Origin of the sequence: Sphingobium sp. B2D3A, assembly GCF_025961795.1 — a bacterium.
GTDB lineage: Bacteria > Pseudomonadota > Alphaproteobacteria > Sphingomonadales > Sphingomonadaceae > Sphingobium.
The window spans coordinates 1601551-1614641 of the sequence record NZ_JAOQOI010000001.1; the positions used below are offsets into that span (position 1 = coordinate 1601551).

The window sequence follows — 13091 nt, forward strand, 5'->3', positions numbered from 1 at the left end:
GGAGGGCGCCGGTCTCAATCCATCAGGACGTTCAAGCCCCGGCTAGCGAGGGTTTCCCGCACTTGCTGCACCCGGACCTTGCTCCGGTCCAGATTCATGCCGCCTTCGCTCAGCAGGGCGCGCACAGCATCCGTATCGACCAGACGCGGCGAAACGCCGTCGCGCACTGCCACGGCGGCGGCCACACCCGCGGCCTCGCCCATGGCGATGCATTCGGGCATCAACCGCACGCGCTGATGGGCCTCATTGTCGAATGAAACGGTCTTGCCCGCCACCAGCAGATTCTCGATGCCCTGCGGGAGCAGGCAGCGATAAGGCAGGCCCAGCACGACCACCGAGATCGGCATCTCGGTGAGGTCATGGCCCTTGCCGCCCTCGCTGCCATCGGGCTTGTGGCGCACCCAGCCTTTCACATTCGGGCCGCGATAGACCTTGAGCGCGATCTCATCGGCAAAGGTGGCGCCGTCGAAGATGTCGTCGCGGGTGAGCGTGTAATCGCCGATGATCCGGCGGCTGTCCCGCACACCGATTTGCGGCGCCATATCGATCAGGAAGGCGTCCTCCATGCCGGGAATGCGCTTGACGAACGGCAGGAAATCGCGCGCCCGGCGGCGACCTTCGACCTCCGCACCAGTAAGATCGGCGGCATCGGTGGGATCCCGATTGAGCACCTGCACGGCATAGAGATAGCCGATGCCATGGCGCAGATTGGCCGGTGTAGCACCAAAGATCGAGATATGATGGCCGAATGTGCCAGGCAGGGCGCCTTCTTCCTTACCCTGGGCCACCAGCGACTTCCAGCCGGTCAGGTGGACATATTGGGCACCATCGAGTGAATTGGCGGGCGTACCCCACAGCTTGGAGAAATCGTCCGGGTTCGCGCGGGCGTGAGCCTGCATCCGCTCCCAGTCGACGCCGCCCATTCGGCACAACATCATCATGGGTTGTGGGTCCTCGCGCGGATGCATGGCGACGCCGGCACGCGCGGCGACATCGGCATCGCCGCTGGCATCGATGATGACGTCAGCGATAATGGCCTGCCGGCCGGATTTGTTCTCGATGATGACGCCCTTGAGCGCATCCCCCTCACGGATCACGTCGACGACATTGGTGTTGAGCAGGAGATCGACGCCGGCTTCCACCAGCATGTCGAGCACCACCAGCTTGAGCATTTCGGGATCGTAGGCGAGGTTGAAATATTCCGGCAGGAAGGTCTCTGCCGCAGCATCATGCGCGGCGAGGCGCTGCTGCATCTCGCGCAAAATGCCGCTGATATTCTCGCAACTTAGGAATTCAGTGACGAACGACATGGGTCCGGTGCCGCCGACAACGGCGTTGCGCTCGATCAGCAGCACTTCGGCCCCATTGCGTGCGGCGCGGATCGCCGCTGGGTATCCCCCTGCGCCGGCACCGACGACCAGAACCTGCGTGCGCCGTGCCACCGGGATCTCCCGTGCGGCCTCGGTGATGGTTTCCCGTGCGGTGGGAGCCCCGAATCTCTTCTCCATGCAAAAAATAATATAGTCATATGGTTTGAGCCGCAAGCCGCGATGCCGCTTGCAAAGAATATTATAGTTATATAGTTCCGTTCGGCGACAGCAAGGGGTGACGCATGATAGCCGTGGACGAGCAGGAGTGGATCGAGGAGCAGCCGCAAGCGGTGCCGGTGGTTGATCGGGCCGCGGTGCTCGTGTGCGGAGGAGGCGCTGGCGGCGTCGCTGCGGCTGTCGCCGCCGCGCGCAACGGCGCGGACGTGCTGATGATTGAGCGGGATACAACCTTGGGCGGCACCGGGCCGCGCTCGTTCGTCACGGAATATCATCAAGCCTTCTTCACCGGCGGGATCATGAAAGAGGTGATCGAGCGGCTACGCGCCAATGGCGGCGCCGATCCGGACCTGGAGGACGGGCATTTCGCCGTGCCGTTCGACCCCGAAATCCTCAAATTTGTCCTCGCCGAACTGGTGGAGGAAGCCGGCGTGCGTGTGCTGCCGCAGACCTGGGTCACCGATGCGATCGTCGAGGATGGCGCTGTGCGCGGCGTTGTCATTGAGAACAAGGGCGGGCGGCAGGCCGTGCTGGCCGACGTGGTGATTGACGCGACCGGCGATGCCGATGTCGCGGCTCGGGCCGGAGCGCCGATGCAGGAGTATAATCACCCGCAGCCGATGGTCATGCTCTTCCAGATCGGCGGGGTGGATTATCGCCACAGTCAGGATCGCAAGGGCCGCACCGAGATGGTGAAGGCAGCCAAGGCTGCAGGCGTTCTGCTGGACGACGTCTATCTCGACAACTTCTCCAACTTCGGCATCGCGCCTTCCACACGGGCGGGGCAGATGGGCTATATCTACGGCGTCCGTGTGCTGCATCGCGACCCTTATGATGCCGACGAGCTGACGGATGCGGAGGTCCGGGCCCGGCAGGGCGTGCGCGCGTTCATGCCGTTCCTGCGCACTGTGCCGGGATTCGAGGAGGCCTATCTCATCAAGGCAGCGCCGATGATCGGGGTGCGCGATTCCCGGCGGATATTGGGCGACTACACGCTCACGCGCGACGACATATTGGAAGGCCTCTTCCACGCGGATGACATCTTCAAGCGTTACCACCGCCTGCCTGACACGCTTGGCTTCGTGCGTCACCCCTCGGATGGCAGCGAAACGACGGCGGCCTTTCGCGAGCGGCTGGCTAACGCCAAGATGGTCACGTCGGTGTTCGGCGTGCCCTTAGGCTGCCTGATGCCGCAGGGCATCGAGAATCTTCTGGTTGCCGGCAAGACCGTGTCGATGAGCTATGAGGCCCATTCGCGCTGTCGGCAGATCCCTGACTGCATGGCCTTCGGTCAGGCGGCGGGGACGGCGGCGGCGCTGGCTTGCCGGGACGGGGTGACGCTGCGCGAGGTCGCCATCGACGAATTGCAGGCGCTGCTGATCGCGCAGGGCCAGAACCTGGCCGATGGCGCGATCGACATCGGCAAGGCCAAGATCCACAATATGGTGCGGGATTAAGCGGATGAGCACGACGATCATGGAACGCACAGCGGGCGCAACGCGCGGTGAGATCATGCTGCCGGGCCGCCGAACCCCGGTTTATCGCGCGGTCGACGTGCTGGTGTGCGGCGGCGGATTGTCCGGCGTAGCGGCAGCTGTGGCGGCGGCGAGGGGCGGGGCGCGCACGCTGTTGGTGGAGCGCAACGTCGTACTGGGCGGCAATGGCCCCTTGTCCTTCGATATCGCCCTCGCGCCCGCAGCACAGGGCATCGGGACCGAGTTGGTCAGCCAGCTGGAGCGAAGCGGCGAAGCCGGGCCGGACCTTCTCGGCGATGGTCTGGTTCATGATGCCGAGGCGCTCAAATATGCGCTGCTCGATCTCGCGCAGGAGGCGGGGGTGCAACTGCTGCTCTCCAGCTGGGCGGCCGATCCCATTGTGGAAAAGGGCGTCGTGCGGGGCGCGATGGTCGAAAACAAGTCCGGGCGCTTCGCTGTGCCGGCCGGCGTGGTCATCGACGCCACCGGCGATGGCGAACTGGCGATGCGGGCGGGCGCTGCAATGCGCGGGCTGGACGAGCCCGCCAGTATCGCCATGAATTACCGGATTGGCGGCGTCGCGTTCGATGCGGTGCTGGACGGACAAGCGACATGGCCTGCCCGCCTCGCCGAGGCGAAGGCGCGGGGCGTGCTGTCGCCCGATCAGCCGGACCGACTCGTGCTCTATGGGATAACGTCAGCGGGTCGGGGCAGGGGCGTGGCCTATGTGCGCGGGCCATCCATGCAGGTTGATGGGGCGACCAGCGTCGCGCAACTGGGCGCGCAGGAGGCGCGGGCGCGGACATTGATCCGCGAGATCCTGCCGCTCCTGCGGACCCTGCCTGGACTCGAAGCGAGCTTTCTGATCGACGTCGCGGGTGCCATGCAGGCCGCGCGCCTTCGCCATGTCGTGGGCGCACATGTGCTCGGCGTTGAGGATGCGCCACTGAAGAGCGATAGTGCGCTCATCGATGCGGCACTGCGCCCCCGCGAGTTGAGCGGGCTGTTCGTCACCGGGCGGGCTGTCTCTGCCGATCCGCGCGCCTGGGCCACGTTGGGCACGGGCGGATCGTTACAGCTCGGCGAGCGGGCGGGCGCGCTTGCGCTCGCGCATCTGGCAGCGCGGTCTGCTGCCTGATCGCGGCAGAACTCGGCAATGGCGTCAGCGCTGAAGATTTCGTAGAAGACGCTCCCCCGGCAGCGCGGGGTTTGGGGCGGAGCGTCTTCTTTTTCATGGATTCATCGACCAACACCGATCGCGGCTCTGGCGCCCGCATGATTGCGCTGCTCAAACTGATCGGCGAAAGCGACGGCGATTGCGCGCTCAAGGATCTCGCCGCCGGCACGGGAATGCCGGCCAGCAGCGTGCATCGGCTGTTGCAGATGCTGATCCGCGGCGGGTTGGTGGAGCGGGGCGACGGCACATCCTATCGGGCCGGGCGTGAACTGTTCAGGCTGTCCGCCAACATCTTGAGCCGCAGCCATTATGTCGCGGCGGTGCGCCCGTTCCTCCGCACTCTGTGGGCGGGTTGGCAGGAGACGGCGGTATTCTGCACCTATGATGCCCCCCATCACCGCGCCATCGTCTCGGAACGAATCCTCACGCCGCACACGCTGCGTCATGTGCTGGAGCCCTATACTGATCTTTCGCTGACCTGGGGTTCGCTAGGCCGCGCCATTCTCGCCCATCTGGAGTCGGAGGATCTGGCGGCGGCGCTCGCGCAGAGCCCGGTGGGGCCTTTGACCGGCGCCCCAACGCCTCCGCCCGAGGTGCTGGTGGAGGAACTGGCCGCTATTCGTGAGCGGGGCTGCGCAATCTTCTACAGTCAGGAGGCCGATGTCGCGGGCATCGCGGCGGCTGTCTTCCGCAGCGGCAATGCGGTGATTGGGTCGATCGGCCTCACGATGCCGGCCAAGCGCTTCGGCACGATGGACCGCGAGCGCATGGCGAGCGACGTCATGGCGGCAGCGCGCACGCTCAGCGCTACCTTCGGCCACGCCTCCGCCGAGGCCTGACGCCCGCCCTGGCGGTGCCAAGGCGGATCGTCAGGTTAGGCGGGATCAGGCTGGCGGGAGGTGGAAGACCTGCGCGGCATTGCGATGGCAGACCGCCTCGCGTTCTTCTCCGTCCAGCGGCGCGTGGTTGATGAAGGTGACGGAGGGCTCCATCTCCTCATAGGGATAGTCGATCGCCCAAAGCACGCGGTCTACGCCCAGTACGTCGATCGCGTAGCGCAAGGCCGGGCCATGCTCCACGCCGCTGGTGGTGATGTACACGTTGCGCTTCATCACCTCGGAGGGCTTGAGCTTGCTGCCATAGGCATCGCGCCGGCGCTCGAACCAATGATCTGTGCGCCACAGGTGGAACGGGATGTTTTCACCCATATGGCCAATCACGATCTTGAGGTTGGGCAGCTTGTCGAACACACCGCTGAGGATCAGCCGCATGGCATGGGTGCCGGTTTCGGCAGCATAGCCCCAGATCGCCGATTGCAGGCGATGATCGCGGAACGGCTCCGCCATGCCGTCTGACGGGCAGCGGGGATGGATGTAGATCGGCCGGTCGAGCGCGGCGGCGGCCTCCAGGATCGGCATGAACTTGGGATCGTCCAGATACTCGTTATTGGTGTGCGAGTTCACGATGAAGCCGCTGAAACCCAGCTTATTGACGGCGCGCTCCATTTCCTGGGCAGCCCGGGCCGGGTCTTGCGGCGCGAAGGACGCAAGGCCGGCGAAGCGCTTCGGGTGGGCGCGGACCACTTCGGCTAGGCGATCATTGGCAAGCTCGGCCATGGCGACGGCCTGATCGGCGCGGAACATCTGCACGCCCGGCGAGGTGAGCGAAAGGATCTGCATGTCGACACCGAGGCGGTCCATTTCCGCGAGCCGCTCCGTCACGTCGCGCAGGCGGCGAGTGAGGCGGTCCGGTCCGCGAGAACCAAGCGGGTTAATCAGCTGCGCGTCCAGATTGGGCCATGTTCCGGTGGCAAGGTCGGCCAGCGCGTCCTGATGCTCGGCAATCGTCCAAGCTTCCTCCACGGCAATCCGTCGCGCGGGTGCGGCGGCTGGGGGCGGCCGCATCGTGCGCGCCGCTGCGGTGCCGGTCATTGCGCTCATGGCGCCGCCAGCGGCAAGTCCGCCCGCCAGAAGCTGCCGTCGATCGAACTCTGCCATTCATCCCTCCTCATTTTTCTTGGGCGGAAGCTACGGTGGTGCGGCTACAAGTCAACCCATAAGTTCCAAAATACGGAACAAGACTTCTGCAATATGGAATAAATTTGACATGCACGCCTAGCGTCGCCATGGTCCCGCCCCATAACAGCCCGAGGCACGGGCGTTCTGACATTGGAGGAGAGCGATGATGAAGAAGGCAGATCTTTTGTTGCAGGCCGCGAGCGCACTGGCGCTGGGCGCCGCAACCCTGGCGACACCCGCCATGGCGCAGGATGCCCCCGCTCCCCAGCAAAGCGCTCCCGAGAAGGCCGATGCCGATGACATCGTGGTGACCGCGCAGTTCCGCTCGCAGCGTCTGCAGGATGCGCCGCTGGCCATCACCGCCGTCTCTGGCGACATGCTGGAAGCGCGCAGCCAAACGAGCATCGCTCAGGTTGCCGCACAGGCACCCAACGTCAATCTCGCCGAAGCGCCGGCCACCTACGGCCCGTCGATCCAAGCGTTCATTCGTGGCGTCGGCCAATCGGATTCGACGTTCGCGCTGGAGCCGGGCGTCGGCCTCTATGTCGATGACGTCTATTACTCGACGCTGCAGGGCTCGATGCTCGATCTGCTGGACCTCGACCGGGTGGAAATCCTGCGCGGGCCGCAGGGCACGCTTGCCGGGCAAAATTCCATCGGCGGCGCGATCAAGCTCTATTCCAAGAAGCCGGATGGCTCGGGCGGCGGCTATGTCCAGGCAACCTACGGTAGCTTCAACCGCACCGAGGTGCGCGGCGGCCTGAACCTGACGGTCGTGCCCGATCAGCTTTTCCTGCGCGTCTCCGGCGCTGGCGTGAAGAAGGACGGCTACGTCACGCGCTATGATTATCGCTGCACTCACCCGACCTCGCCGGTGCGGACCTTCGCGATTTCCGATAATTGCAAGCTCGGCACGGAGGGCGGCAAGTCCTATGTCGCCGGTCGCGGCACGCTGCGCTGGACGCCCAATGACGCGATCGACATTTCGATCATCGGCGACATCACCCGCGACGACAGCGAGTCCGCGCCCTCCACGCTGCTCTATGTCGGCACGCTGACGGGGCCGGGGTCGAGCGCGACCGCCCCTTATGTCATTGACGGCGTCCGCTATGGTACGGCCACCGGCTCGCCGTTCATCAGCTATTCGCCTTACGGCAATTTCGCGCAGGATACGTTCACGACCAGCCCGTTCGTGAGCTATGAGAATTATCTCAACTATGCCCCGCGTGATGGCACGGCGCCTTATGCGGCGCCAGCGCGTAACTCGCTCGACACCTGGGGCCTCTCAGGCAACATCACCATCGATGTCGGCGATCTAAGTATCACCTCGATCACGGCCTATCGCAGCTACAATTCGGTGTTCACATCGGCCGAGTCCTCGCCGATCAACATTGCGCTGACGGCCAATGACGTGAACCACAACCAGTTCAGCCAGGAACTGCGCGCCAGCGGTGCGATCGGTACGCTGCTGAACTATACGGTGGGCGGCTATTATTTCGAGGGCACCAGCGACGGCGGGTCGCGCGTTCAGCTTCCCACGCTGGAATTCCGGCAGAACGACCATGTCGAATCCCAGACCATTGCGGCCTTCGCCAATGCCGAACTCAATCTGACCGAGAAGCTCACATTGATCGGTGGCCTGCGCTACACGGACATTACCAAGAGCTTCCAATATGCGCGCAAGGGCAATCCGGGGAACATCTATGGCGGCAATGCGCCGCCGTCGCTTGCCCCGCTCGATGGGCTGGTGCGGACGTTCAAGGGCGATCGTCTCGATTATCGCGGTGTCGTCCAGTACCGCTGGACGCCCGACTTCATGACCTATGCGCAGATCGCGACGGGCTTCAAGAGCGGCGGCGCCAATCCGCGGCCGTTCTTCCCGGCGCAGGCGCTGACGCACGATCCCGAGACGCTGACCGCCTATGAGGTTGGCTTCAAGAGCGACCTGTTCGACCGGCTGCTACGCCTGAACGTCTCCGGCTTCCTCAACAAGTATAACGACATTCTCGTCAGCGTCTCGACCTGTCCAACCGTGCCGGCCGCGCCCTGCGCATTGCCGCTCAACGCCGGCAAGGCGGATGTGAAGGGCTTCGAGGTCGAGGCGACGCTGCGCCCGGTTCGCGGCCTGCTGATCGATGCCTCGCTCGGCTATCTGGACTTCGACTACAAGTCGATTTCCGCCATCGGCCAGAGCGCTGGCATCACGCTCGATATGGACGCGCCCTTCGTGCAGGAATGGCGCTGGAGCGTCGGCGGGCAGTACAAGATCGAGCTGGGTGATGCCGGCTCCCTAACCCCGCGCATCGACGTGAATTCGCAGAGCCCCTATTTCTCGACGGCGATCAACCGCGCGCCGTTCAACCAGGTGGAAGGGCGCACGATCGTGAATGCGCGCCTCACTTATCGCGATGTGGCCGAGGATTGGCAGCTGTCGCTGGAAGTCACCAACCTGACTGATCGGCTCTATTATGACGGCCTGTTCGACAATCGCGGATCGACCCAGTCCATCCAGGGGCGCCCGGCGCGTCCGCGGGAATGGGCTGTCACCATCAAGCGCAATTTCTGATAGATGATGACGCCGGCCGGTCTTGCGCCGGGGTCTTGGAAGAGGAGCTTCGAGATGAACATCCAAGTGTCTCACAAGGGGCAGGCCGCCGATCAGGCGACCGGCACGATCGTGGCGGGTTTGCCCATGCCCGAGTTCAAGCGGATCACCGTCGAGCCGATCTCCGGCGCGTGCGGCTGCGAGATCAGCGGTGTGGACCTGCGGGAGCCGTTGGATGACGAGACGCTCGCCGAAGTGATGAAGGCGTTCGAGCATTTTCTGGTCATCGTGTTCCGCGACCAGGATCTGACGCCCGAGCAGCACAAGGCGTTCACGCGCTACTTCGGTCCGATCACCGAACTGCCGCAGGCGCCGACCTATGGCGAGCATCAGGACATGCAGGAAGTGCGCCGAGAAGCGCATGAGCCGGAGAACGTCGTTCCCTCCTTCGAGCACTTCCACACGGACAGCCCGTTCCTGCTGCAGCCGCCGCTCTGCGTGGTGATGCGCGCGCTGGAAGTGCCCAAATTCGGTGGCGATACCGCCTTCTCGAACGGCTACCTCGTCTATGAGCATCTTTCTGATGCCATGAAGGAACTGCTCGACGGGCTCGAGGTCGTTTACTCAGGCAAGGAAATCTGGGCGCGCAATGAGAAGCTGCCGCCCGAGAAGCGCCTGCGCCTGCGTGAGTCGCACGGGTTCAGCGAAGACGAGCTGGAGAATATCCACCCGGCGGTGCGTGTTCACCCGGTCACCGGTCGCAAGGCCCTGTTCGCGACCACGGCCTATTTCAAGCGCTTCGTTGGCTGGACGGAGGCGGAGAGTCAGGCGCTGCTCGGCTATCTCCAGAGCCTTGCCCAGCACCTGCATTATCATTGCCGCGTGAAATGGAAGAAGGACACATTGATTGTCTGGGACAATCGTTTCTTGCTTCATCGTGGCGTCCATGATTTCAAGTACGAACGTCGGCATCTCATCCGCACGACGGTCATGGGCGAGAGGCCGATCGGCCCGAAAGGCCCCAGGAAGGATTGAAATTACCCCATGAAAGTCAGTGCTGCCATCGCCAACATCCTCAAGCGTGAGGGTGTAGACGTCATTTTCGGTTATCCGCGCAACGCCGTGCTGGAGGATGCCGCCGCAATCGGCATCCGCCCGGTCATCGTCCGCCAGGAGCGGACGGGCGTTCACATGGCCGATGCGCTGTCCCGCCTGACGCGGGGCAAGCGCATGGGCGTGTTCGCCATGCAACATGGGCCGGGGACGGAAAATGCCTATGGCGGGGTGGCACAGGCTTACTCCGAATCCGTGCCCGTGTTGGTGCTGCCGCAGGGCTATGCCCGCCGCATCGCCTTCGTGCCGGACAATTTCAATGCCAGCGTATCGATGCGGGATGTGACCAAGCATGCCGAGCCGATCACGGTTGCGGCAGAAACGCAGAACATCATGCGCCGTGCCTTCACGCAGCTGCGCAATGGCCGTCTGCGTCCGGTGCTGGTCGAGATGCCCTGGGACGTGTTGGGCGAAGAAATCGACGCGCCCGAGAGCTATCAGCCGGTGGTCACCACCCGCTACGCGCCCGAGCCGGACGCGGTGAAGCGCGCGGCCGAAGCGCTGGTCGCCGCCAAGCGCCCGGTGATCTACGCCGGGCAGGGCGTGCACTGGGCCGAGGCCTATGAGGAACTGAAGGCGCTGGCCGAGTTGTTGGCCATCCCGGTTTCCACCAGCCTTGAAGGCAAGAGTGCATTCGACGAGACGCATCCACTGGCGCTCGGTTCGGGCGGTGCGGCTATTTCGGGCCAATTGCGGCATTTCCTCGATGAGGCGGACCTCATCTTCGGCATCGGCTGCAGCTTCAGCGAGACGGCGTTCGGCGTGAAGATGCCGCAGGGCAAGCGGGTGATCCATTCGACGCTCGATCCGGCTGACTTCAACAAGAATGTGCCCTGCGAGATGGCGCTGGCCGGCGATGCCAAGCTGACGCTGGGGATGCTGCTCGAGGCGTGCCGCGCGCTGGTGTCAGCGCCACGCGACGCCGGGCCGGTGGCTGCGGAAATCGCCAAGATCGAGAAGGACTGGCTGGCGAAATGGCTGCCGCTGCTAGAGAGCGACGATGCGCCCATCAGTCCCTATCGGGTGCTCTGGGATCTCCAGAAGACGGTGGATGTCGCCAACACCATCATCACCCATGATGCCGGCAGCCCGCGCGATCAGCTGACGCCCTACTGGAAGTCGATCACGCCGCTCAGCTATATCGGCTGGGGCAAGTCCACGCAGCTTGGCTATGGTCTTGGCCTCGCCATGGGCGCCAAGCTCGCCTGCCCGGACAAGCTGTGCATCAACGTATGGGGTGATGCCGCCATCGGCTTTACCGGCATGGACTTCGAGACGGCGGTGCGCGAGCGCCTGCCCATCCTGTCAATCCTGCTCAACAATGAGGCCATGGCCATCGAGCTGCCGGTGATGCCGGTGGCAACCGAGCGCTATCGCGCCACGGATATCTCCGGCCATTACGCCGATTTCGCCAAGGCGCTTGGCGGCCATGGCGAGCGCGTCACGCGCCCGGAAGAGATTGTCCCGGCCATTCACCGCGCGCTGGCCGCGATCGAGGCGGGGCAACCGGCGCTGATCGAATTCATAACCGCGAAGGAAACGCGCGCGTCCCGGCTGTAAAACCGGGCGACGATAAAACTGGGCGACGATAAACTGGGAGAGATGCGATGGCCGAAACGACGGCGCCCCCGACCGGGCCTGGCTCTGGCCCTGAGGGGGGCGTGAAGGATTGGAACTTCAGCGCCGTCTACGGCCTCGGATTCCTCACACTGGTTTCGGCCTTCAACTATCTCGACCGCTCCTTGCTGGGGCTGGCACTGCCCTCCATCAAGTCGGAGATGCACGTCTCGGACACCGCTCTGGGGCTGGTGTCCGGCCTGGCCTTCCTCCTGTTCTATTCCATCCTCGGCGTGCCCATCGCCTGGGCGGCGGATCGCTACAACCGGCGCAATATCATTGCCGTCGGCTTCGCCTTCTGGAGCCTGATGACGATGGTGACCGGCTGGGTGGCCAACATCTGGCAGCTCGCCATCGCGCGCTTCCTCATGGGCGCGGGCGAGGCGTGCGGCATTGCGCCGTCGAATTCGATCATATCCGACCTGTTTCGCGCGGAGCGGCGCCCGCTGGCCTTCTCGATCTTCGGCACGGCCGTCTCGATCTCATCGATTCTCTTCTTCCCCATCGTGGGCTGGGTCGGCCATGAATATGGCTGGCGCGCGATGTTCGTCGTGGCGGGCATGCCGGGCGTATTTCTGGCGCTGCTGTTCTTCCTCACCGTCAAGGAACCCGAACGCGGTGCGTCCGAAGCCAAGCGCATCGAGCGTGCGGCGCGGGAAAGCTTCAAGGCGAGCATGGCCTTTCTCGCCAAGCAGCGTGCCTATGTCTTCCTGGTGATCGGCGCCACGCTGATGGGGCTGAATGTCTTTGCGGCGAGTGTGTGGACGCCGACCTTCCTCACGCGCGTCCATGGCCTGACGCTGGTGGAAGTGGCCGCCACCATCGGCCCGATCCGGGGCGTGTTCGGCGTGGCCGGCGTGGTGCTGGGCGGTTTGCTGATCGACCGGTTGAGCCGCAAGGCCAGCCACTGGCGCATGACCTTGCCGGCGATTAGCTGTCTGCTTGCCGCGCCTGCTGAGCTTATCTTCCTGCTCGCCGAGGATACGGCGGTTTGGCTGGCAGCTTATGCGGCCTCGGCGTTCCTCCTGCTGATCCATCAGGGCCCGGTGTTCGCGGCGGTCATGAGCGTGGCCAAGCTGCGGATGCGCGCTGTCGCAACGTCCATCCTGCTGTTCAGCGCTGCGCTGATCGGGCAGGCGCTCGGCCCGCTGGTCGTGGGCTATCTGAATGACGTGCTGCACCCCACGCTGGGTGATGTGGCCGTGCGCTATTCGATGCTGGTCATCGTCGTGACGGCGCTGTTGGCGGGGGTGATGTTCCTGCTCGCTGGGCGGTCGCTGGAGGCAGACGCGAAGCGGGCCTTGGCGGACGCCTAAGAGGCGAGAAGGGCAGACGCTCGTTCCTCGCTAGATTAGACTGCAGATCACAGACGGGAGTTGGTGGCCGGGTCAGACCCAAGGCTGCCAACTCCCGCGTCGTTTCTGATCACAGACCAGTCGCCGCTCGGCCCAACTGCGGTACCAAGCGCGCGTAAGGACTGCCGATTCAGCACACGCAAGGGAAGTCGCGGTCATCCACGTTGCAGAACCCAAAAGTTGTAAATCTCAACACTGACCGCAAATCATGTGTTGCAAATCACTCGCAATATCCTAATTGGTG

9 protein-coding genes are annotated in these 13091 nt (G+C 64.2%); 7 read left to right on the forward strand and 2 right to left on the reverse strand.

The features are described 5' to 3' along the window. Window positions 1–14: 14 nt before the first annotated feature. Window positions 15–1508 carry an FAD-dependent oxidoreductase gene (locus M2337_RS07430; RefSeq protein ID WP_264569704.1) on the reverse strand — a complete coding sequence of 498 codons (1494 nt, stop codon included), beginning with the start codon at window positions 1506–1508 and terminating at the stop codon, window positions 15–17. A 104-nt stretch (window positions 1509–1612) separates the two neighbouring features. Between M2337_RS07430 and M2337_RS07435 the strand changes: the two genes are divergently transcribed. From M2337_RS07435 to M2337_RS07445, 3 genes are all read left to right on the forward strand, one after another. Then, complete coding sequence (locus M2337_RS07435) at window positions 1613–3004, forward strand: FAD-dependent oxidoreductase (RefSeq protein ID WP_264569705.1); 1392 nt, start codon at window positions 1613–1615, stop codon at window positions 3002–3004. Between the two features lie 4 nt (window positions 3005–3008). Continuing rightward, window positions 3009–4160: an FAD-dependent oxidoreductase gene (locus M2337_RS07440; RefSeq protein ID WP_264569706.1), complete on the forward strand. Its 1152-nt coding sequence runs from the start codon at window positions 3009–3011 to the stop codon at window positions 4158–4160. Between the two features lie 95 nt (window positions 4161–4255). Further along, window positions 4256–5038 carry an IclR family transcriptional regulator gene (locus M2337_RS07445; RefSeq protein WP_264569707.1) on the forward strand — a complete coding sequence of 261 codons (783 nt, stop codon included), beginning with the start codon at window positions 4256–4258 and terminating at the stop codon, window positions 5036–5038. A gap of 45 nt (window positions 5039–5083) precedes the next feature. Here the strand turns inward: M2337_RS07445 and M2337_RS07450 are convergent, their stop codons facing one another. After that, window positions 5084–6196, reverse strand: a complete 1113-nt coding sequence (locus M2337_RS07450) for an amidohydrolase family protein (RefSeq protein ID WP_264569708.1) — start codon at window positions 6194–6196, stop codon at window positions 5084–5086. 184 nt (window positions 6197–6380) lie between these two features. Between M2337_RS07450 and M2337_RS07455 the strand changes: the two genes are divergently transcribed. Genes M2337_RS07455 through M2337_RS07470 form a run of 4 tightly spaced genes read left to right on the forward strand, consistent with a single transcriptional unit; the run spans window position 6381 to window position 12808 of the window. Then, on the forward strand, window positions 6381–8783 hold the full coding sequence (locus M2337_RS07455) for a TonB-dependent receptor (protein WP_264569709.1): 2403 nt from the start codon (window positions 6381–6383) through the stop codon (window positions 8781–8783). 54 nt (window positions 8784–8837) lie between these two features. Then, window positions 8838–9797, forward strand: coding sequence for a TauD/TfdA dioxygenase family protein (locus tag M2337_RS07460; protein ID WP_181558976.1), 960 nt, complete (start codon window positions 8838–8840; stop codon window positions 9795–9797). A 9-nt stretch (window positions 9798–9806) separates the two neighbouring features. Next, window positions 9807–11435, forward strand: a complete 1629-nt coding sequence (locus tag M2337_RS07465; RefSeq protein ID WP_264569710.1) for a thiamine pyrophosphate-requiring protein — start codon at window positions 9807–9809, stop codon at window positions 11433–11435. A gap of 47 nt (window positions 11436–11482) precedes the next feature. Continuing rightward, window positions 11483–12808 carry a spinster family MFS transporter gene (locus M2337_RS07470; RefSeq protein WP_264569711.1) on the forward strand — a complete coding sequence of 442 codons (1326 nt, stop codon included), beginning with the start codon at window positions 11483–11485 and terminating at the stop codon, window positions 12806–12808. Window positions 12809–13091 lie beyond the last annotated feature (283 nt).